We start from the raw sequence: 22551 nt of genomic DNA, 5'->3' as shown, positions 1-22551 counted from the left end.
CCATTTAAACAACTAATCTAAATCAAACCAGATGAAGAAGATAATCGTATCAATGTTGGCATTCGTGCTTGCCCTGGGCATGAATGCGCACGAGGGACCACGCGTAAAAGTGGCGCAGGGAGTGTTGCAGGGCGTTGATGTTTCGGGTATTAAAATCTTTAAGGGTGTGCCCTATGCAGCACCGCCTGTAGGCAATCTGCGCTGGAAAGCCCCACAGCCACTGGCCGGCTGGACTGGTGTGAGGATGGCCGATGACTTCGGTCCTGACCCCATGCAGGAGCCTATATTCGGCGATATGAACTTTGGGGCAAAGCGTATGAGCGAAGACTGCCTCTATCTCAACGTATGGACGCCGGCCAAAACCATGCAGGAGAAGCTGCCCGTACTGGTCTATTTCAATGGTGGCGGACTGATGGCAGGCAGTGGAAGCGAACCCCGTTATGCCGGATTCAATATGGCTCGTCGTGGTATTGTGTCTATTACGGTGAATTATCGAGAGGGTATTTTCGGTTTCTTCTCGCATCCCGAACTGTCTAAGGAAGCCTCTTATAAGGGGTCAGGGAATTACGGTTACATGGACCAGGCGACGGCTTTGCAATGGTTGAAGCAGAATGTGGCAGCCTTCGGAGGCGACCCCGACCGCATTACAATCGTGGGTGAGTCGGCTGGTTCGGTGTCGGTGAGCGCCTTGATGGTGTCGCCTATGGCCAAGGGCACATTCGCTCAGGCCATCGGTTCGAGTGGCGGTATCGTGGGATTGCTGCACAGTGAAGTAGACAAGAAGGGCAATCCATACCTCACCTATAGCCAGTTGCCCTCGCTGAAAGAGGTTGAGGCCGAGGGCGTCAAGACGATGAAGAAGATTGGCTGCAAGAATCTGAAGGAGCTGAGAGCCATGCCTGCCGAAGAACTGATGAAGAAAGCAGGAGTCAGAGGCATGTCGCGCGGGACGGTAGACGGCCTTTTCTTCACCGAGCAACCGGAAGAAGTATACAAGCAGGGACGCCAGGCACACGTGCCATTGCTTATCGGTGGTACGTCGAAAGAAGCCGGTATATGGTCGGCTTTGTTGGGTGGAGCACCTACGTTGGAGACCGTCAAGGCCCGTATCACACCGCTTTTTGGCGATGCTACCGACGAGATGTTGCGCCTATATGGCTTCAAGGGTGATGCCGACCTGTTCAAAGAACCCGGCACATTGCTTGGCTCAGACATGTTTATTGCTACGAGTACATGGCGTTGGGGTGAACTTCATCGCACCACGACCAACTGTCCGGTGTATCGCTACCAGTATTGTCATCCACGTCCGGCGATGAGACAGAAAGGCCTGGTGGCCAATCTTGCCGGCGGAACGTCCAAAGCTACCGACAACAAACCCACTGGCCCGGTAGATGAATTTGTAGGAGCGAGCCACTCTGCGGATATAGAATATGCTATGGGCAACCTCTCTACGAACAATGTCTTCGACTGGAATGCCGACGACTATGCAGTCTCCGGCATTTTCATGAACTTCTATGTGAACTTTGTCAAGACCGGTAATCCTAACGGATTGGGACTGCCCGACTGGCCCACAGCCAACGGAAAGAACCCTGTTCCTGTGATGAAAATCGACGTGAATACACGCATTGAGACCGACCCGACGATGGACCGTCGTTATCAGCTGTTCGATCAAGTGGTGTTCAAGAAGAAATAATACGACCGCAAACAGTAAGGCCTGTGATACAGTGATGTGTCACAGGCCTTTTTCGTTGCTTATTTCTTACCGAACAAGTCGTCGAGTATCGTGTAGAATTCGGGATCTTCGCCTACGATGGTCTTCACAATCTTGCCGTCAGGACCAACGATAATCTTGGTCGGGAAACCCTGTATGGCATAGTCTGTCTGCACCTTGCTGTCTTTCGGATTGTAGACATGAAGCCACGGCAAATCATGCTTCTTCACGGCAGCACGCCATTTCTCATCGCTATCACCACAGTCTATACCCAGTATCTCAAACTGTCCTTTGTATTTGTTGTAATATTCCTTCATTTTCGGGAAGCCACGAACACACCATATGCACCACGAACCCCAGAAGTCGAGAACCACGTATTTACCACGCAGACTGCTCAGAGCAAGGGCCTTACCCTGTAAGTCGGTGAGTGTAAAGTCGGGAGCTTGCACGCCCACAGCCTGTGCCTTGGCAGCTTGTTCCTCTTTTGCAGCGCGTCTCTTAGCCCTGTCGAGGAAGTAGGAATAGTACGACTTCATGCGTCCGTTCTGTACTTCGGCAGTGAGAAGAGCGATAGCTTGCTCCATCTTCTTCACATCGTTGAAGTGGCTGATGATGATGGCACTAGGCTCATAGCTGGGATGTTGCCTGATGAAATCGAGCATCGACTGCTGCGCCTTTTCCTCCAGTGCGGGTGCTTTCTCGTTGTATTCCTTCATAATCTGCCCGCGATTTTCGCCTGCGTCTAGCCGTTTCTGCATGGCATTGCTAAACTCTTGTAGCTCTTTGGTGGAGTTTTCCAACAGCAAGTCTACCTCGTGATACTGCTGATAGAACTTAGAACCACTGATATTGTAGCCAGTCTTCATGTCGCCGTTCAGCTCTACCGTCTCGCCGGGAGCACCTACTACATGCAGAATCGTCCTTTCTTCATCGCGCATGGTAGCCGGGGTAGCCATCTGCAAGTAAGCAATTTCTTTTATCGGGAGCGTGAAGTCGAATGTCCCGTCTTTCAACAATATGTTGGTCTGTTGCGGTTTTCCGCCTAACGGGCCATAGACTACGACAGCCGAATCGCCAAAGTTGGCCAGTTTGCCTTTGATATGTAGCAAATCGTCGGCAGCTTGTGCCGATACAGCAGCGCCCATCATCAGCCCTGCCAATAGAGTAGTATACAATTTATTCTTCATCATTTTGAGTTTTATGATTTGATATTTTGCAAAAGTATATCGTTCTCGCCAAAATCAGCAAGTAATCAAAATCTTTTCAGTGTATTTAACTAAAAATATCTGTCGAAGGACTATTCGTCCCCATAGCAAAAAGGAGGTAAGCGCGTGCTTACCTCCTTCCCGAAGCAGACATTGCTGTCTCCTTTGTTCTTATTTCTGTCTCTTGGGACTTACCTCTTACTTCTTGCTCTTTCTTCTGGCCCATCCCTCTTCGCTGAAATCGGGTATTTCTCCTTTCAGCGTCCTGTTGCCGGCATTCATGAGCGAGCGCCAATCGGTCTCGTTGGCATCGTCGTGGCGACGGCGTGGACTGCTCTTGCGCGGTGCATCGTTGCGTCGGCCATAGCTTTCGCTGCGTCCGCGACGCTCGCCGTGGTCTGCTCTCTCGCGTCGACCACCGCCACGCTGTGTCTCGTCGGCATCGTTGCAACGCACTTCTCTGCCCTTGTAGCGCAGTCCACTGAGCGCACGCATCACCTTCTGGGCATCGCCCTCAGGCACTTCGAAGTATGAGAACTTGCCGAGCAAGTCGATATGTCCCACCTCTTGACGGCCTCGCACGTTCTTGTTCAGGAACTGCATCATCTCGCCGGGATAGAATCCATCGTCCTTACCGAGGTTGATGAAGAGGCGCTTGTAACCGCCTTCGGCCCTGCGGCGTCCGCCTTCCGAGCGACGTGTGCGACCATTGCTGCCCTCCGTGCGCTCCTTGCGACCGCCGGTAACGGGTTTCTCCAACTGCGGTGCATTGCGGTAGTAGTTGAGGAATCGTCCGAAGGTGATGGTCACCATCTTCTTGATGATGTCTTCCTTGTCGATGTATTCGAAGCGACGGTTGATTTCTTCCATATACTGAGCTATCTGCTCTTCGTCCACGTCGGTCTTCATGATGTCGTCCATAACCTTGTAGAGTTGCTTCTTGCAAATCTCTTCCGGTGCAGGCAGCGTGCCGTCTACGAACTCCTTACTGATGATTTTCTCTATCTGGCGAATCTTGAATTTCTCGCGCGAGTGGATGATACAGATACTCGTACCCTTCTTTCCGGCACGGCCCGTACGGCCGCTTCGGTGGGTATAGCTCTCCACGTCGTCGGGTATTCCGTAGTTGATGACGTGCGTGAGGTCGTCTACATCGAGTCCACGTGCAGCCACGTCGGTGGCGATAAGCAACTGTGTGAGGTGGTTGCGGAACTTTTGCATGGTGAGGTCGCGCTGTTGCTGGCTCAGGTCTCCGTGCAATGCTTCGGCGTTATAACCGTCCTTGATGAGCTTGTCGGCCACCTCCTGCGTCTCCAGCTTGGTACGGCAGAAGACGATACCGAAGATGCGTGGATAGTAGTCTACGATGCGTTTGAGTGCCAGATATTTGTCTTTGGCATGCACCATATAATATATGTGGTTCACGTTTTCAGCACCCTCGTTTCGGCTGCCCACAACTATTTCCTTGTAGTCGTGCAGATAGTTCTTGGCTATGCGCTCCACTTCGCGGCTCATCGTGGCCGAGAAGAGCAGTGTGTTGCGGTCGCCCGGCACGCCTTCGAATATCTCGTTGATGCTGTCGGAGAATCCCATGTTGAGCATTTCGTCGGCTTCGTCGAGCACAACATTGTTCACATGCTCCAGATTTGCAACTCCGCGGTGCATCAGGTCTATCAATCTGCCGGGAGTGGCCACGATGACTTGCACGCCATGACGGAGCGAACGAATCTGTGTCTCGATAGAAGCACCGCCATAGACGGGTACTACGTGCAGTCCCGGAATGTACTTGCCAAAGTCGTTGAGATCGTCGGAAATCTGTAGACAAAGCTCGCGTGTGGGGCTCAGAATGAGTGCCTGGGTGGTCTTCTGCGAAGGGTCTACCTTCTGCAGCAGGGGGATACCATAAGCAGCCGTCTTGCCTGTACCTGTCTGCGCGAGCGCTATGACATCATTTCCATTACCTAATAAATACGGGATTACCTCTTCCTGAACAGGCATCGGATGTTCAAACCCAATTTCCTGAATGGCTTTACGAATCTCTTCGCTAACGCCTAATTCTTCAAATGTCTTCAAATTAAAATGTATATAAATTCCTGTTCAAGCTCTTGGGCCTCCCTACTTATCCTAATAAAAACGGCCTTCTCGGTTTGAACGGGTGCAAAGGTATGAAATAATTCTGACATTGCGAAATAAAAAGAGAGAAAAGACACATGCCTTTTCTCTCTTCCGTTATTTTTATTCTTTCGCTTGCTGCTTAGTTGGCTTGCAGGAATCTGTCGGCATCAATGGCTGCCATAGCGCCAGAGCCGGCTGCTACTACACCCTGACGGTAGTTCGGGTCGGCCACGTCGCCGGCTGCAAACACACCCTCTACGTTGGTCTTCGAAGTGCCGGGAACGGTCTTGATGAATCCCTGTGCGTCCAGTTCCAGATATTCCTTGAACAGTTCGGTGTTGGGCTTGTGGCCGATGGCCAGGAAGAAACCGTCGATGGCGATGTCGTATCTCTCTTCGTCGGCCTCGCCCAGACGCTTCACCACGTGCGCCCCCTCGACACCATTCTCTCCGAAGAGTCCCACGGTGTTGTGTTCGAAGAGTATCTCGATGTTGTCCTTGTCGATGACACGCTGCTTCATAATCTCAGTGGCGCGCAGGAAAGGCTTGCGTACAATGAGGTAGACCTTGCTGGCCAGAGACGACAGGTACATCGCTTCTTCGCAGGCGGTGTCGCCACCTCCGACAACAGCTACTACCTTCTTGCGATAGAAGAATCCGTCGCAGGTGGCACAGGCGCTCACGCCTTGGCCACGATATTTCTCTTCGTCGGGCAGTCCCAGATACTTGGCCGTAGCCCCGGTAGCTATAATCACCGAGCGAGCCTCAATCTCGTTACCCCTGTCGTCGACGCAGTGGAAGGGGCGACTGCTCAGGTCGGCCTTCACAATTTCGCCGTCCCTGATTTCAGTACCGAATCGGCCGGCCTGTTCGCGCAAGTCGAGCATGAGCTGATTGCCGTCTACTCCCTGCGGATAGCCGGGGAAGTTTTCTACTTCAGAAGTTGTGGTGAGCTGCCCTCCGGGCTGTAGGCCTGAGTAGAGAATGCTCTTCAGGTTGGCACGGCCGGCGTAGATGGCTGCCGTATATCCGGCAGGTCCGCTACCGATAATGAGTGTATCAATCTTTTCCATGTTGATAGTCCTTTCGTTTAATTTTTTATGTCAGTGTTCTGTTTTCTAACGTTCACGATACAAAGATAGTCCTTTTACTTCGTATAAATGATTGTATGGAGATTTATTTAACCTTTTTTTGAGAAAGTGCCAAGGCTTTGCAGCATTTCTGCCGTACCTTTGCAGCAAGACTGAAAAGGCCTTGCAGCATTGCTGCCGAGGCTTTGCAGTAAATTCATAATAATTTGGATGATGAAAAGAAGGATATTATTGGCAGGACTGCTGGTCTCTGCCACACTGCTGAATGCTGCCAACCATACGTTGAAATGGGCTAAAGCCATTACCGAAGTGCTGGGCGACGGACTACGACTGACGACCGTTGCACTGGAATACGATGCACCGATAGACTCTGCCAGCTTAACGCTGAAGACCTACAGTGTACGTGGGAGCGAAGTGGCAAGGGTCTATACCAACGACCGACCGGAGAAGTCGGCCGTGTCGAAGCGAGGTCGGTATGTACTCATTGCGCTGAAGTCGCCGATGACCTTGCCTTCCAAACGCTTGCTTGCAGCCAAGGTTGTCGGTGCGGCTGCCGTGGTACAGAAAGCAAAAGTGAAGGTGCTGGGGGGCGGAAAGGTGAAGGCCTCCAGAGACACTATCTATACGCTGGAGACGCAAAACCTCGTGGTGGACGACTTCCGGCAGCAAACCTATAAAGACCGCTCGACGGGGCTGGGGCTGCGCTATAATCTCTTCGTACCCCAAAATGCAGGGCAGGGGGGCAGGTTGCCGCTGGTGTTGTTCCTGCACGATGTGGCCGGCGTGGGCAAAGACCTGAAAAATCCGCTCACGCAGGGCAATGGGGCAACTGCCTGGGCTACTGCCGAGTGGCAGGCAGAGCATCCCTGTATCGTGGTAGCTCCACAGTTCGACCGCGTGACGGCCGACGCTACCTATCATTACGGTGATGAGATACGGGCTTGTATGTCGCTCGTCGACTTCCTGAAAAAGGGTTATCAGCTTGATGCCGACCGCCTGTATGTCGTGGGGCAGGGCATGGGCTGCATGTCGGCCTATGCGATGATGGTGCGCCGTCCCGACCTCTTTGCCTCGGCTCTGCTGGTTTCGGGGCATTGGGACGCCAGAAAGCTGGGGCCTTTGGCTAAGAAGAATCTGTGGCTGGTATCGGGCAAGGACGATGCGAAGACGATGGCTGGCGTGGCCAAGGCGATAGAGGTGTGGAACGAGCACGATGCGATGGTGAGCGAGATGGACTGGCCCTTGCAGGTGTCGGCAGCCCAGCGGGCCGACGAAGTACACGAGATGATACTTCAGGGCAGCAACATCAAGCACACGCGACTGGTGGGAGCTGGCGAACGGGCGGCCTGGCGTGTGGCCTATGATATACGGGGTATTCGCGAATGGCTGTTCAATCAGCGCCTTTCGAAGAATATAGACGAGTTGCGTACGCATCTGCTCAATGTCACGGGCAAGGAGATTATGCTCAATGCCCATCGTGGCAACTGGCACGGGACGTCGGAGAATTCGCTCAATGCGATATTCAAATCGGTAGAGAAAGGAGTGCAGATGGTCTCGGTGGATGTGCGTAAGACGAAAGACGGGCAGTTGGTCTGCTTCTCGGATAAGAGTCTGGAACGCCTGACAACGGGGAAAGGTTTGGTGGCCCATAAGACACTGGCCGAACTGAAAGCGCTGAAGATGAAAGACGACCGCAAGCAGACGACTAAGTGGACTGTGCCTACCCTGAGAGAGGTGCTGAACTATGCCAAGGGGCGCATCTTGGTAGATATTGATGCACCAAGCGGCTTACTGGCTGATATTCGCGATGTGGTGGCTGAGACAGGAGCGCAGAGTGTGGCTATTCTGCCGGGTGTAGTGCGCGCAGAAGGCAACTGGATGCACAAGGCAGTGGTAGACCTGGATGCCCCACGCGCCATCCTTCGGGTGCGCCAGGCATTGAAGTCGTGGCCGGTGATGGTGGAACTGCGCTTCTCGAAAGATAACAATTCGCTGCTCAAGCATGCTGTCTCGCTGGTGCGGGGGCATGCCCGCGTGTGTTTCAACACCACGGAAGCAGGCTTGGCCGGTAAGCATGTCGATGCAGACGTGAGTGGAAATGCCGACCTCGTATGGGGCGACCTGATTAGGCAGGGAGGTACGGTGTTCAAGACCAATCGGCCCGAACAACTCATGGAATATCTCAGGAAATAGGTAAGTTTGCAACCGAGTTGCATGTTTTTATTTTTACTTTTGTCAGCAAATCAAGACTTGGAACAATGGAAGAAGAAGAGAAATTGCAACCCTGGAAATTGGTACTGTCGGCACTGATGCTTGTTGTCGGCATGGTGATGACACGGATAGGCGTGGCTTGGTTCGGGCATCCCTGGGTCATGTTTGTCTGGTATGTCGTGGCCTTTCTGCCCGTCGGATGGGGTGTGATGCTGGAGGCTTGGGAGCATATCAGCGAGCATCACGACGTGTTCACGGAGTTTACGCTGATGTCGGTGGCTGCCATCGGTGCGTTTGCCATCGGCGAATATCCGGAAGCGGTGGCCGTGATGCTGCTCTACTGCATCGGCGAACTGTTGCAGGACAAGGCGGTAGACAGGGCCAAGGACCACATCAAAGACTTGGTTTCCTATCGTCCCGACCGCGCGATGGTGGTGACAGACGGTGTGGCTGTGGCGCGTGAGGCAGCAGAGGTTGCCGTAGACAGCGTGATAGAAGTGAAACCCGGTGAGCGCGTTCCGCTGGACGGCCTGCTGCAAGGTGGCGCTGCAACGTTCAACACGGCCGCTCTGACGGGCGAGAGTTTGCCGCGAATGATAGATGATGGCAACGAAGTGCTGGCCGGAATGATAGTGGTGGATAGTCCAGTAAGGATTCGTACGACGCGTATGGCCGGCGATTCTGCCATCTCGCGCATCCTCTCAATGGTGCAGGAAGCCAGCGAACGGAAAGCTCCGACCGAGCTGTTTATCCGCCGATTTGCACGCGTATATACCCCTGTTGTAGTGCTTCTGGCCGCGTTGATGGTTGCTCTGCCGTGGCTGTATGGTGCGGTGTCGGATGGTTTTGACTATGACTTCGGCACATGGTTTCACCGTGCTTTGGTGTTTCTGGTTATCTCCTGTCCCTGTGCATTGGTGATTAGCGTACCCTTGACCTACTTCGGAGGTATCGGGGCGGCATCGCGTCGGGGTATTCTCTTCAAAGGCGGCAACTTTCTGGATGCCATCCGCGAGGTCGATACCGTGGTGTTCGATAAGACGGGGACGCTGACGACGGGGCAGTTTGCCGTTACGGCTGTAGAGGGATTGACGCCCGACATGCTGGACACGGTGGCGGCTATGGAACGCAGCAGCAATCATCCGCTGGCACAGGCCATCTGCCAGTATCATCCTACGGAGAAAAGTCTGGATGCGAAAGATATTCCGGGCTATGGTCTGGAAGCGCACGAAGGTGGGCATACATGGCTCGTGGGAACGCTTAGACTGCTGGATAAAGCGGGCGTGGGCTATCCGTCTGAGCTGAAAGGAGTGAGCGAAACGCTGGTGGTTTGTGCCTGCAACGGGCAGTATGTGGGCTGTCTGAAGCTGGCCGACATGTCCAAGGAAGACGCCCGTAATGTGGTCGGCCGATTGGCATCGCAGGGTGTAAAGCAGATAGAGATATTGTCGGGCGACAAGCAGGAACTCGTAGAGCGCGTGGCCGCAGACCTGCATATTGCGCGTGGATATGGCGACTTGTTGCCCCAAGACAAGGTGGCGCATATCCGGAAATTGCAAAGCGAGGGTAGGCGAGTGGCTTTCGTGGGCGACGGTATCAACGATGCACCCGTGTTGGCGATGAGCGATGTGAGCATAGCAATGGGAGCAATGGGGACGGATTTGGCCATAGAGACGGCCGACATCATCTTGCAGACCGACCAACCATCGAAAGTGGCTGAGGCCGTAGAGATGGGGCGGCGCACGTATGCGATAGCCCGACAGAATATTATCCTGGCACTTGGTATCAAGGCCTTGGTGATGTTGCTTGGCGTGCTGGGCATGGCCAATCTGTGGGGAGCCGTGTTTGCCGATACTGGTGTAGCCCTGCTGGCAGTGCTCAATGCTACAAGGATATTGATACGGCGACGAGAGTGTGACAGAAGCTAAAACATGAAAGAAGCAGTTTTTAATCTGTCATTTCTTCTGTTTTTGTGCGTGTGTATATTTTTTTTATATCTTTGCACCGTGATTTGCCTATCAGCAAGTAATAACAATTATATATTTATCTGATGAAAAACCTTTTTACAAGCATGATGTTGAGCCTGGTGCTCTCATTGTATGGATTGCCAGCGTTGGCAACTGCCGGCCTTCAGTCAGCCGGACAGAAATTGAACGACAAAGAACAGTCAGCGTTTCTAGCCTTGATGAATGTCTTCCATGTTCAGCAGGAGAGCTTCTATATATTGATTGGAAGTGAAGTCTATGCCAACGGCGACTCATGTGCCATAAGCTATAGGAAACTGGGTTATCCGATGAATGACATGCTTGTGGAGCAGAAAAAGCTAGCCTTGAAGGGCGGACAAGTGGTATTCGGCGATTTGATGCGTCGCCGTTGTCAGATGGAGTACAACGAGAAGCAGCAGGTAGCGCGCATGGTTTTTGATGCACCTGTCGGCAGTAAGGTTGTTGAAATTGTGGAGTTTACCTACGACGAGCAGGGTAGACCCACCATGATTAAAGATGTCTATGAGGCCGTTGGCAAGCAAAAACAGGCCATATTCTCGACCAAATCAATTTCTTACAGCGGTCAGGAGAATTTTACTCTGGAGTATCTTTCCTACTCACGTATGGATGCCATGAAGCTGAAGCAGAAAGACGTGTTTTCTACTTCTAAGCTGACTTTTGGCAAGGATGACAGCGAAAACAAGTATTGGTACGAGCGTTGGTCTAAGAGTTTCAGTGTAAATGAGACGAAAGGTAGCTATACGTATGATGATGAACGCCGACTTGTCAAACAGATTGGTTCAAGACTGGCGCAGCAGAAATGGCTATCTACCGAAACCCGATATGGCTATCATGGCCAAACGCGTATCTCGACGGAAGAGATTAAATATAGCGAAGAAGGAATCTCGGAGCGCAGTGTAGCCTTATCATATAAGGTGGATAAGGCCACGGGTAAGTTGGTTGACTTGGGTGATGATGAGGTTCGTAGCACCGTCTATGATAAGGACGGTAATGCCAAGGCGGAATTTAAGGCTCACGGATACCGCGAGAAAGTCAATGGAGTGTGGAGCGATTGGAAGGGTTATCGGTATTGACAGAGCCTTGATGATAAAGGTTGTTCCCGGCTATTTATGGGTAGTCGGGAACGTATTTATTATATATTGTACTAAAACTTGTTAAAAACGCCATTTATAAAGTACATTCCCTGTTTTTACATGTATATGTTGTTACAAGCAGTTATGCTATAGTAAAAATAAGAATGTTCAACCCTTAATGAGATTTTTAACATGAAGGTAACCCAACAAGTCAAGTACCATGTGTTAGTGTTACTGCTCTGCTTTTGCAGCATGGCCCTCTATGCCCAAAACCAGACGGTGAACATTAATGTAAAGAATGCTACGCTACGGCAAGTATTCGCCCTTATCGAGAAACAGACAACTTATCGTTTCTCTTATCCGAGTGCCGCGATAGACGACAGGCACGACATCAGTATCCAACAATCGAAAGCCACAGTGGCCGCTGTGCTGAATAAGGCTTTGACAAACCGTAATCTTTCTTACAGGATTATCTCGGATAAATCTATTGCCATTTCCGAGAAGCATGCCCGTACGGCAGAAGTTGTTCAGAGTACTAATCAGGGTGGTCGAAAACATGTATCGGGTGTGATAACCGACAATAACGGCGAACCCGTTATCGGCGCGAGCATCGTAGAGAAAGGCACTAAGAATGCCACTGTAACCGACATTGATGGTAAATACTCCATTACTGTAGCCGACGGAGCAGTGTTACAGGTAACTTATGTGGGATTTGTGGCACAGGAATTGCGCACAGGAAAAGGCGGAAGTCTGAACGTGCAGATGGAGGAAGACCTGAAAGGCCTCGACGAAGTGGTGGTTGTGGGCTACGGCAGCAGTACCCGTCGCGACCTGATAGCTTCGGTATCTACGGTGAAGACCGACCAACTGGCCAACATTCCTACGGCCAACCTGGCACAGGGATTGGCGGGCAGATCGCCGGGTATGATTATCAAAGCCAACGGTGGCGGTGTGAATGCCATGCCTAACATCAGTATTCGTGGTGGCGGTACACCCTTGTATGTCATCGACGGTGTGGTGCGCAGTGAGCAAGATTTTGCCAACCTCAGCTCTGATGATATAGAGAGCATGTCGATTCTGAAAGATGCTTCGGCTACGGCTGTCTATGGTTCGCGAGCTACCAACGGTATCGTACAGGTTACCACCAAGCAGGGTAAGCAGGGAAAGGCCTTAGTAGAGTACGACTTCAATTACAGTTTGGCACAGCCGAGTACATGGCCGGAGCCTATGAACTCGTACGAGCGTGCTGAGTATGCCAATATAGCCCGTAAGAACGACGGTCTGAACGAGGTGTACAGTGCAGAGGCTATTCAGTCTATGAGAGACGGTTCGCAGCCACAGACCTATAACAATACCAACTGGCGCAAGCTGGTACTCAACGACTGGGCACCGCAGACAAAGCATGCCGTGAGACTGACGGGTGGTAGTGAGAATCATCACTATTATGCCTCGTTGGGACATATCAATCAGAACTCGCTCTATAAGCACGACAACCACTACATGAAACGTACCAACTTCAGACTGGCAGAATCGTCGCTTATCAAGTCGATAAACCTGGAAGTAAATGCAGCATTGGACGGCTATGTACAGATAAATACCCACCCGTATTCTTCGACAGCCAGCGGCTATTACCATATATTCTCTCATATCAATGACAAGTCGCCGTTGTCTCCGGGTGTGAACCTCTACGGACTGCCCTACAACCTCAACGACAACCCTGTGGCAGAGACTGCTCCCGACAACGGATATAATCGTACGAAGCTGAACGTTATAAACGGTAAGGGCGAATTGGTTTGGCACATGCCTTGGGTAGACGGCCTGAAAGTGCGTGTGGCAAGCAACTACAGATACTACTCAAGCACCAATAAGCAGTGGCGCAAGGACAGTCCTAAGTACGACTGGGACTCGAAAGAACCCCTCGTAGGCAACAAACCGCTGCTTTATCATAACTCGGCTACGGGCTATGCCTTCACCAACCAGGCCTTTGTGGAATATGCCCACGGCTTTGGCCTGCACCGCGTGTCGGGGCTGGCAGGTTTTGAACAGTACTACGAAAAAGGAGAGAACTACTGGGCACAGCGCGAGAACTACGAGTTCAACATCGACCAAATGAGTGTAGGCTCGGCCAATACGATGAAGAACGACGGTAGTGAGAGCGAACTGGGTAGGGCTGCTTGGATAGCACAGGCAAAATACAATTATGCCAACAAATACTATGCAGAAGCAAGTTTAAGATATGACGGCTCAGACTACTTTGCACCCGGTAAGCGTTGGGGAGCATTTTTCAGCGGTTCGCTGGGATGGGTTGTTACAGAAGAGAAGTTCATGCAGCCATTGGTAGAGAAAAACATTCTGAACTCGTTGAAGCTGCGTGCCTCGTATGGTGAAACAGGTCTCGATTCGAGTGCCGGTCGGTTTGCCTATCTTACTGCATACACCCTGAATCCACAGTCGTACGTAGTGAATGGCGAATATGCTGCCGGTTTTACCGAGGGCAACCTTGCTTCGCCCGATTTGACATGGTACACCACCAAGCAAACCGACTTCGGTTTCGACTTTGCATCGCTGAACAACCGCCTTTACGGACAGTTCGATTACTTCTACTACTCAACTAAGGGCTACCTCGTATCGCCCTCAGGACAGAGCTATCTGAACACGGCTCTCGGCGTGGCTATGCCGAAGGTTAAGTCGAGAAGCGAGTTCCGTCGGGCTGGTTTTGAGGTACAGTTGGGTTGGCGAAGCAATATCGGTGCATTGAAGTATGACATTTCGGCCAACTATACTTTCTTTGACCAGTTGTGGGCATTGGACGAAAGCGAGGCTGAGACTTCGTACATGAATCCCTATATCCGCAGTCAACAGCAGAAGGGCTATTACGGCACGATGCTTCATAACCTGGGATACTACACAAGTGCTGACGATGTGTATAACAGTGTGGGAATCGTAAGTTCCTATAACTCCGGCTATATGACGGCAGGCGACATTAAATACCACGACGCCAATGGCGACGGACGAATTACTAACGACGACATGCGCCGTTTAGGTAAGAACAGCTATCCGCGCGGACAGTTCGGTGTGAACATCAACCTGAGCTATAAAGGATTCAGTCTGGGCGCACTGTTCCAGGGGTCTACCTCTTTTGATATGTATATATCTGGTTCGGCAGCTATGCAGACAGGTCAGGCAGGCTCGCTCCCGGTTATCTACGACTACCAGACAGACTATTGGACGCCTTCGAATACCGGTGGCCAGTATCCTCGTCTGATGTCGAACACGGGACTCAATGCCAACAACAACTATCAGACAAGCGACTTCTGGCTTGTTAACGGTGCTTATCTGCGTATGAAGGATTTCCAGTTGGCTTATGACTTGAAGTACAGTCTGCTCAAGAGAATTACGTGGCTGTCGAAAATAAGGGTAGGTATATCGGGACAGAATATCTTTACCATCTCGAAGTCAACGAAATATGGCTTAGACCCGGAGAACTCTTCTACCGTGGGCTATGGCTACCCAGTAGAGCGTACCATCGCATTTACGCTTAATTTAGGATTTTAAGAAAGGAAACAAGACATGAAAAAGTATATAAGATACGGATTGGCAGTTTTGTCTTTGGCAGCAATGACATCGTGCAAAGACACGCTGGACACACATCCTACGACAATATTTGACGAGAACACCGTTTGGAGTTCTAAATCTACGGCCGATGCCTTTGTGAATGCAACCTATAACAGCGTGCTTTCGAGCACATGGGCCGGTAATGCCTCGTGTGTGGGCTGGGAAGCGCGTACTCCCAACGGTGTGCAGTGTTCGCAAGTGGGCGAAGGTATCGACGGAGTGGCAACAGAGCTTGGCATCAGTGCAGGCTCTGATTTTGGAACTAATCGCTTTGCCTTGTTGCGCAAGTGTAACCTTATTATCAAGAATGCAGAGCAGTCTGCTGCATTGAGCGAAGTTGAGCGGAAGAGTCTGACGGCACAAGGACGTTTCCTGCGCGGATTGGTATTTTTCGACCAAGCCCGTAAGATGGGGCGTTTTGTTCCTGTTACCCAAGTATTCAGCGAGGCCGATTCGTTGACATGCAAAGTGCCTATGACCAAGACGGTAGATGAAAGCTACCAATATGTGATTGCAGACCTGGAGTATGCGGCCGAGAATCTTCCCGTGTCAGCATCGGCAGGTATAGCCAACAAGTATGCAGCCGAGGTCTTTCTGAGTAGGGCTGCCTTGCAGGCATACGCCTATACCGAAAAGGCAGAGTATCTGGACAAGGCCATTAAGGCTGCCAACGACGTTGTGACGAATTGTAAGTTGTCGAGCGAGTACGGTGGTATGTTCAACGCATCCGATGCCAATAATCCTGAGATTCTGCTGGGCTACTATCGTCTCTCAACCAATACGACGGTGGGAAGTTACGATGAAATGGTGAGAATATTCCCCAATATCACACCGGCCGATACTGAATTGTCTGCCAGTCCTCATGCGTTGGCAAACAGTGTAGGCGACCAGACTTTCTGTTGCTGGGCTATTTACTTCCCAACTCAGGATCTTGTAGACCAGTATCTTGTGAAGGACGAGGTTACTGGAAAGGCTTTGCCCTGGTACGAGACATCGCAGTATAAGAACAATGTAGAGGAAATCAACCCTGCTACGATTACCCAGGTCGGGCAGGTGGATGCCTATAACAGAACCAATGGTGAGGCACGCCGTATACCTACTCCGCAGGATCTCATCAATACGAAAGAAGGATACCCGACGTTTGTAAGATATGCAAAGATCAAGGCTGGCAGCAATAGGAATATCAGTGATATTATGTACAGTGGCCGCGATAAGCGTTTTGCCACTTCCATCGCTTTCGATGGTGCAACTTGGTTGGGTGAGAAAGTAGAAATGAACTTGGGCGGTAACCTTTCGCAAGGTGTGCGCGACAAGGAAGATGGTGGCTGGTACAATACGGTGACAGGCTATTATTGGAGAAAAAGTTCTACAGAAGCTCCTAACCCAAGAGCCTTCTATACCTCACCGGCAGATTTTCACTTTACACTGGCACGTGTGGGCGAGGCTTATATGAATTTGGCCGAAGCCTATCTGCTCAAAGGAAACATAGCAGAGGCTGTAAAGGCTCTCAATGCTACCCGTGTTACGCACGGAGGTCTCGCTCCTTCTACTGCCACATCAAAGGCTGAGGCTTGGAAAGATTATATCCGTGAGCGTAGAGTTGAGATGGCCAACGAGGGTGGCGATATTTATTTCAGCTACCTACGTTGGGGTAAATATGGTGGAGATGCTAACCACGACCGTCCGAAGGGCGATATCATATACGAGCTTGACGCTCCTGTACATAAAGTGTCTATTTCGAGAGATAGAAAGCAGGTGCTTATCGGTCAGTTTACACTGATGAACAGCGCAAGCCGTATGTTTACACAGAAGCGTTACCTCATGCCTATCGCCAAAGGATTCTTGGATACGCGCGAGGCTTACGGTATGGATCATGCACAGAACGAAGGTTGGTAATTTTTTTAAAAACGAAAGATTATGAGATATATAAAATTCATTGCGATGATGATTGTAACACTGTTTACATTCACATCTTGTCTTGAAAGCGGATTAGAAGATCTTGACACTTATGAAGGTAAAGACATAACATCGTCTTACGTATATTATCGGTATGTCGACAAGGCTTCTACCATACCAGCGAGTGGTGAGGCCGCAGTAAAGCAATTACAGTTGAACGCCAAGCAGACTATAGATGCGGAGAAGGGTACTTGTGAGATAGTAGCCTCGCTGCCTAAGAACTTTCCTTCGGCTGAGAAAGGAAATATCAGTTTGGCAAACTTGATGGTTGCCGTTCAGTTATCAACAGCTGCTGTTATCGAACCGATAGGCGATGCACCGAAACTGGGTGTCCCTGCCGATTGGAGTCAATCGCATAAGTACACCATCAAGGCGGCCGATGGTTCTAAGAAAGAATGGACGCTGACCGTGAGCTTGAATAAATAATCAATAAAAATAAATGAGAAAAACGTTCTTCTTCCTACTTTTGCTCGTAAGCCTCAGTGGCTGGGGGCAGGCAGAAAAAGAAGCCGCGGCTGTCATTAAAAGATTTGCCGGTCGCGAGCTTTCGCTCAACCTTTCGCTATCACTGAAACCAATAGGTGGCTGCGACCAGTTTGAAACGTCGGTATCTGGCGGAAAACTGACTGTCAAAGGCAGTAGTGGAGTGGCATTATGTCGAGGTTTCTACGAGTATGTGAGGCAAAACAAGGCGGGAATATTTACTTGGACGGGCAAGCGGTTCGACCTTCCTCAAAGGCTCGGAGACTTGTCTCCCCAAAGAAAAGTCTCACCGTTTAAGCATCATTATTACATGAATGTGGTTACCTATGGCTATACTACTCCCTATTGGGACTGGGCAAGGTGGGAAGAAGAATTGGATTGGATGGCGCTGCACGGCATCGATATGCCCCTGATGCTGGTAGCCAACGAGGCTATCTATGTCCGTGTGCTGCGTCGTCTCGGTATGCAAGAGCGAGACATCAATTCATATTTCGTTGGTCCTGCCCATCTTCCGTGGATGCGTATGGGGAATATCAGCGGTATCGACGGTCCGCTTTCTACATCATGGCACAGCAATCAAGTAAAGCTGGCACACAAGATTCTTGGCAGAATGCGCAGTTTGGGCATGAAACCTATCTGTCCTGCTTTCGCGGGATTTGTACCGAAAGCCTTACAGCAGCTTTTCCCCAAGGCCAGGATAACGGAGACCTCATGGTCTGATGGAGCTTTCCACAACTGGATGTTGGCTTCCGACGAACCTCTGTTTCACCGCATGGGCAAAATGTTCATCGAGGAATGGGAGAAGGAATTTGGTAAAAATACCTATTATCTGGCCGACAGTTTCAACGAAATGCAGTTGCCTTTCGATAAGGGAGAAGATGCCAAGAAACATCAGATGCTGGCCAATTATGGCGAGAAGATATATGCTGCCATTGCAGCAGCCAATCCCAATGCCGTGTGGACCATACAGGGATGGATGTTCGGCTATCAGCGTGATATATGGGACAATGCCAGCATGAAAGCTTTGCTGAGCAAGGTGCCGGATGATAAGATGCTGATTCTTGACATGGCCGAAGATTATAATCACCATTATTGGAAGAATGGAGCTAACTGGGATGTATTTGAAGGTTTCCACAACAAGCCTTGGGTATATAGCGTAATCCCTAATATGGGTGGAAAGACTGCTTTTACTGGCAATCTTGAATTTTATGCCAATGGACGTCTGAAAGCTCTCAAGTCTCCGCACAAAGGGAGATTGGAAGGGTATGGTACTGCACCTGAAGGTTTGGAGAACAATGAGGTTATCTACGAACTTGTTACTGATGGAGGCTGGACTGCCGAACCGATAGACCTGGCTCAATGGCTTGCTGACTACAGTGTATGTCGTTATGGTAAGCAACATGACGATGTGGCTGTATATTGGAAGAATATGTGTGGTTCGGTCTATGGTAGTTTTACTGACCACCCGCGTTATAATTGGCAATTCCGTCCTGGTCTGAAACAAAAGGGGAGTGTATATATTAACGACAGTCTGTTTACGGGTATCGAGGCTTTTGCTTCTGCTACTTCCGAACTAGGCGTGTCGCCTCTTTACAGGGCTGACTTGGCAGAATTGACCGCACTTTATGCCGGTGCAAAGATGGAACTGCTGACACAAAAGATTGCGCAGGCTTATTTACGGGGTGAATGGGAGAAAGGGAATGAGCTTGAACGAACCTTTACTCACATTGCGCTTACAACCGACTCGCTGTTAGACACTCATCCTATATTGCGTATGGACCGCTGGGTTGGGTTTGCCAAGCAAGCTGCTGGAAGCGACAAGAAGCTCATTGCTCAGTACGAGCGCAATGCAAAACGGATAGTTACTATTTGGGGACCGCCTGTAGACGATTATTCGGCAAGAATTTGGTCTGGTCTTATCCGCAGTTATTATTTGCCGAGGTGGCAGCATTACTTTGAGTCGTTGAAGACCAAGAAGCCATTTGACTTTCAGAAGTGGGAGCTTCAGTGGGTTGAGCGTGCTGACAATTTGGGGGCTCGACGCCCGGTAAAAGATGTAACGGCAACATGTATCAGGCTCATTGACCTGTGTAAACAGATGAATCGTTAAGATAGAAATCCCTCTTTTATCAGCCTTGTATGGCAAATAAAAGAGGGATTTTTATATCGTTGCGGCAACAGACAACTTATTTTGCAGTCGTTATCAAAATATTCTTTCCGTATTTGGTAGCTTTTAAGTGGAAAGAAGTTTCCAGTATTTCCAGATTTTCTTGCAGATTATTGCTTGCCATAGTACCGGTGAATTGCTCGCTGAGCTTAACTCGAGGGTTGCACTTGATACTTACACTATACGTCTGTTCCAATTCCTCGAATACGGCAGTCAGTGGTGTGTTTCTGAAAACCAGTTCCTTTCTGTTCCATGCTGTGTAGTAGTCAAAGTCTTCCTGCATCATAGAAACGGCAAATTGTCCTGTCTGCTTATTCAGGACAGCTCGTTGTCCTGGACTCATGTGTACGACTCTTCCTGATGCTATATGCGAGAAGTCAACACTGCCTTCCGATAATTCCAGCGAAGCCTGGCTGCTGTTGCGGTGGGTAGTAAGATTAAATATCGTACCAAGCACCTTGATACTCAACCTATCTGAAGAGATAACCAGTGGATGCTTGGCATCTTTGTGGATTTCAAAATAGCCTTGGCCATCAAAAATCACTTCGCGTCTGTACTGGTTGAATGCAGTTGTGTTATAACGCAATGTAGTCAGCTCGTTCAGTCTGACTTTGCTCCCGTCGGGTAGTACGACACAAGCCTGCTCGCCTTTGTCTGTAGTGAAGGTAACTTCACCGTTTTCGTAGGCACTCTTCTGCCTGTAAAAGTAGTAGGTAGTAAACATAAACAGGGGTATAAGGAACACGGCAGCCACCTGTATTGCTTTCCATAACAACGAGTGGATTCTATGGCCACCGCGTGTTTGATTCTCCACGCGATACCATATTTTTTTCAATATGTCTGTATCTACCTCTGATGTGTCAAGGTCTTCTTGCATCCACTGCTGCTGTATGTCCGCCCCTAATTGAGCGTCGTCAGAGGCGTTTACATGTTGCCTCAATGTTTTTAGCTGCTCAGTGTTGGCTTTGTTATTTAGAAAATCCTGTTCTATCTTTCTCATGTTTGTTGCCTGTGCGTAATTTGTTAGTGTCTCTTGTTTCTATAAAGACATGCAAAGTGGATGGAAATACCACGGAGCTTGTGTCAATTAACATAAAATAATATACTGCATACGATGTAGAGTGGCCCCAATATCTTTTTAAGGTTTTTCAGTGCCGACGACAGTTGGTTTCTTACCGTCTGCTCCTTCAGGTTCAGTGCTGAAGCAATTTCCTGATTACTCATCTGCTCTATCTTCGACATTTTTATAATCTGTTGCTGGGTTTCGGGTAGTTGACTGATAGCATGGTGAAGCTGTTTCAGAAAATCTTCATATTCCAGTTTGTCGGTATCGGCAGTCCCCAGTCTTTCCACATATCCTACGTAGCTCTCGTATTCCGGTGAGTTCACGATGGCTCGGTAGTTGTTGATGAGATAATGGCGCATTCTGATGAACATAATGGCCTTGATGCTGTTTTCGCTCCTGATGTCGTGACGGTTGTTCCATAGCCATACAAATGTATCTTCAACAAGTTCCTCTACATTTGTTGGTACCTTATAATATTTCATGCCGAAGGCATAGAGTCGTGGGGCATAGTGGTCGTATATTTCGGCCAGTGCCCTTTGCGAATCATTTTTCAGGTCAGCTATCAGTTGTCTTTCATCTCTTGGCATGATATGTTATGTGCCGCGCTGTTAAATACTACGTAAGTATAGCGCAGTCTATTGTGTTTTTAAGATGTTATATATCAATGTATTACAAGTAGACCATTGCTGTGTACGCAATAGACAAAGTTACAGAATTATTCTGAATGATAGATAAGATTAGCAAGGAAATCGACTATTTATCGGTAAAATATACTACTCAAGTTCATGAAAAGAAGAGGTAGTGTCGTAATCCTGTCATATCATGGTAGAGAAACGAGACGAAGCAGTTTGAATTTCTGTCCAGTTCGGAGGTAACCGTTTAGTGATGACCGCAATGCTTTAGATACCCTGTTTCGCCCAAATATATAAGTAATCCTAGTCCTATATATAAAAACCTTTCATAGGGCAATTCTGTGACAATGAGCCAATAGTATAGATATATCAATAGGAATATGATGCTCAATGTGGCATGCAAAATCTTGTACATCTTATTATATCCGTAAAACAAAAAAGTGATGGTGAAACCAGTTGCATACAATATATCACTATAAATATACAAGATGCCTAATGCTATATCGTTTTTACCACCCAAAAGTATATGGAATATGTTGGCTATGACAATGTATGCAAATATGCCTATGATGATAGAAATAATCTTATTTCTGATGGTTGTATTCACGGTTTCCCCCTCTCTATATTCTTCTGATGCAAATATAGTGTATTAGGATGATAATTCCAAATCAGAGTATTGGGGAAATACTGCAAGGCCTGGGCAGCATTGCTGCCCAGGCCTTGCAACATTGCAGTTCGGGTTTTGCAGCGATGCTGTCAAGCCCTTGCAGTAAATTGAGGCAAGTTGCAAGCGAAGACAGGCTGAATAAAAAAATAGCGCATTGCCAAACCTGCGGTGTTTTTTTCATGTTTTTACCTAGAAAAACTATCCCGGATTTTTGCACTTCGATTTGGAAAGTACAATTTAAGTCTGTGAGAAATTTTACTTAGATGTATGTTTTTGTGATGTAAAGTGATTCCTTTTTGATAGTAATTAAGTTAAAATACGACCTTAATTATAGTAATATCCTACTATGCTTGTTGTTTTGTTATTTAAGAATGTTTTTAAAAATATTTTATAAAACCACCAGTGTCAAATTTATATGTGTAAATGCCAGAAGCTGTTGTATCTGTATGATTCTGTGTGATATAACTGTTTTAGGTGCCTTGTATTTATCGCTAAGGTTGTCATAATAATTTGGTTTATTTGAATTAAAACCTTAAAAAGTTTGTATTTATCAA

At 49.1% G+C, this 22551-nt stretch carries 13 protein-coding genes; 8 read left to right on the top strand and 5 right to left on the bottom strand.

Annotated features, from left to right (window positions below):
• Positions 1 to 31: 31 nt before the first annotated feature.
• Positions 32 to 1693, top strand: a complete 1662-nt coding sequence (locus ACZ42L_RS08680; protein ID WP_464715850.1) for a carboxylesterase/lipase family protein — start codon at positions 32 to 34, stop codon at positions 1691 to 1693.
• Positions 1694 to 1752: 59 nt separating this feature from the next.
• On the opposite strand, the gene ACZ42L_RS08675 is transcribed toward ACZ42L_RS08680, so the two are convergent.
• The 3 genes from ACZ42L_RS08675 to trxB all read right to left on the bottom strand — a co-directional run bounded on the left by ACZ42L_RS08675 (position 1753) and on the right by trxB (position 6103).
• Positions 1753 to 2901 carry a redoxin domain-containing protein gene (locus tag ACZ42L_RS08675; protein ID WP_464715849.1) on the bottom strand — a complete coding sequence of 383 codons (1149 nt, stop codon included), beginning with the start codon at positions 2899 to 2901 and terminating at the stop codon, positions 1753 to 1755.
• Positions 2902 to 3114: 213 nt separating this feature from the next.
• Positions 3115 to 4989, bottom strand: coding sequence for a DEAD/DEAH box helicase (locus ACZ42L_RS08670; protein WP_464715848.1), 1875 nt, complete (start codon positions 4987 to 4989; stop codon positions 3115 to 3117).
• A 181-nt stretch (positions 4990 to 5170) separates the two neighbouring features.
• Positions 5171 to 6103, bottom strand: coding sequence for a thioredoxin-disulfide reductase (trxB, locus tag ACZ42L_RS08665; protein WP_464705842.1), 933 nt, complete (start codon positions 6101 to 6103; stop codon positions 5171 to 5173).
• A 228-nt stretch (positions 6104 to 6331) separates the two neighbouring features.
• Here trxB and ACZ42L_RS08660 point away from each other — a divergent pair, with 228 nt between their 5' ends.
• The 7 genes from ACZ42L_RS08660 to ACZ42L_RS08630 all read left to right on the top strand — a co-directional run bounded on the left by ACZ42L_RS08660 (position 6332) and on the right by ACZ42L_RS08630 (position 19575).
• Complete coding sequence (locus ACZ42L_RS08660; RefSeq protein WP_464715847.1) at positions 6332 to 8314, top strand: glycerophosphodiester phosphodiesterase family protein; 1983 nt, start codon at positions 6332 to 6334, stop codon at positions 8312 to 8314.
• 65 nt (positions 8315 to 8379) lie between these two features.
• A complete protein-coding gene (locus ACZ42L_RS08655) occupies positions 8380 to 10260 on the top strand; it encodes a heavy metal translocating P-type ATPase (protein ID WP_464715846.1) in 1881 nt (626 codons plus the stop codon).
• A 122-nt stretch (positions 10261 to 10382) separates the two neighbouring features.
• Positions 10383 to 11411 (top strand): hypothetical protein, encoded by a 1029-nt coding sequence (locus ACZ42L_RS08650; RefSeq protein WP_464715845.1) that lies wholly within the window; start codon positions 10383 to 10385, stop codon positions 11409 to 11411.
• Positions 11412 to 11603: 192 nt separating this feature from the next.
• A complete protein-coding gene (locus ACZ42L_RS08645) occupies positions 11604 to 14966 on the top strand; it encodes a SusC/RagA family TonB-linked outer membrane protein (RefSeq protein WP_464698359.1) in 3363 nt (1120 codons plus the stop codon).
• Positions 14967 to 14981: 15 nt separating this feature from the next.
• Complete coding sequence (locus ACZ42L_RS08640; RefSeq protein ID WP_464715844.1) at positions 14982 to 16922, top strand: RagB/SusD family nutrient uptake outer membrane protein; 1941 nt, start codon at positions 14982 to 14984, stop codon at positions 16920 to 16922.
• A 21-nt stretch (positions 16923 to 16943) separates the two neighbouring features.
• Positions 16944 to 17408 carry a DUF5018-related domain-containing protein gene (locus ACZ42L_RS08635; protein WP_464715843.1) on the top strand — a complete coding sequence of 155 codons (465 nt, stop codon included), beginning with the start codon at positions 16944 to 16946 and terminating at the stop codon, positions 17406 to 17408.
• Positions 17409 to 17421: 13 nt separating this feature from the next.
• Positions 17422 to 19575: an alpha-N-acetylglucosaminidase gene (locus tag ACZ42L_RS08630; protein ID WP_464715842.1), complete on the top strand. Its 2154-nt coding sequence runs from the start codon at positions 17422 to 17424 to the stop codon at positions 19573 to 19575.
• Positions 19576 to 19651: 76 nt separating this feature from the next.
• Here ACZ42L_RS08630 and ACZ42L_RS08625 read toward each other — a convergent pair whose 3' ends face one another.
• Positions 19652 to 20632, bottom strand: a complete 981-nt coding sequence (locus ACZ42L_RS08625) for a FecR family protein (protein ID WP_464715841.1) — start codon at positions 20630 to 20632, stop codon at positions 19652 to 19654.
• Positions 20633 to 20715: 83 nt separating this feature from the next.
• The gene (locus ACZ42L_RS08620) at positions 20716 to 21285 is read right to left on the bottom strand and encodes an RNA polymerase sigma factor (RefSeq protein WP_464715840.1); all 570 of its coding nucleotides are present in this window, start codon (positions 21283 to 21285) and stop codon (positions 20716 to 20718) included.
• Between the last annotated feature and the right edge of the window lie 1266 nt (positions 21286 to 22551).

The sequence above is a fragment of the Prevotella mikamonis genome (assembly GCF_055381405.1).
The sequence above is the reverse complement of the archived record's forward strand: the minus strand, read 5'-3'. Positions and strand labels throughout refer to the sequence as shown.

Excerpts from the sequence above, each read along its gene's own strand:
- ACZ42L_RS08645 (WP_464698359.1), top strand. The coding sequence starts at position 11,604 with ATGAAGGTAACCCAACAAGTCAAGTACCATGTGTTAGTGTTACTGCTC.
- ACZ42L_RS08660 (WP_464715847.1), top strand. The coding sequence starts at position 6,332 with ATGATGAAAAGAAGGATATTATTGGCAGGACTGCTGGTCTCTGCCACA.
- ACZ42L_RS08655 (WP_464715846.1), top strand. The coding sequence starts at position 8,380 with ATGGAAGAAGAAGAGAAATTGCAACCCTGGAAATTGGTACTGTCGGCA.
- ACZ42L_RS08620 (WP_464715840.1), bottom strand. The coding sequence starts at position 21,285 with ATGCCAAGAGATGAAAGACAACTGATAGCTGACCTGAAAAATGATTCG.
- ACZ42L_RS08625 (WP_464715841.1), bottom strand. The coding sequence starts at position 20,632 with ATGAGAAAGATAGAACAGGATTTTCTAAATAACAAAGCCAACACTGAG.
- ACZ42L_RS08650 (WP_464715845.1), top strand. The coding sequence starts at position 10,383 with ATGAAAAACCTTTTTACAAGCATGATGTTGAGCCTGGTGCTCTCATTG.
- ACZ42L_RS08635 (WP_464715843.1), top strand. The coding sequence starts at position 16,944 with ATGAGATATATAAAATTCATTGCGATGATGATTGTAACACTGTTTACA.
- ACZ42L_RS08675 (WP_464715849.1), bottom strand. The coding sequence starts at position 2,901 with ATGATGAAGAATAAATTGTATACTACTCTATTGGCAGGGCTGATGATG.
- ACZ42L_RS08630 (WP_464715842.1), top strand. The coding sequence starts at position 17,422 with ATGAGAAAAACGTTCTTCTTCCTACTTTTGCTCGTAAGCCTCAGTGGC.
- trxB (WP_464705842.1), bottom strand. The coding sequence starts at position 6,103 with ATGGAAAAGATTGATACACTCATTATCGGTAGCGGACCTGCCGGATAT.
- ACZ42L_RS08680 (WP_464715850.1), top strand. The coding sequence starts at position 32 with ATGAAGAAGATAATCGTATCAATGTTGGCATTCGTGCTTGCCCTGGGC.
- ACZ42L_RS08640 (WP_464715844.1), top strand. The coding sequence starts at position 14,982 with ATGAAAAAGTATATAAGATACGGATTGGCAGTTTTGTCTTTGGCAGCA.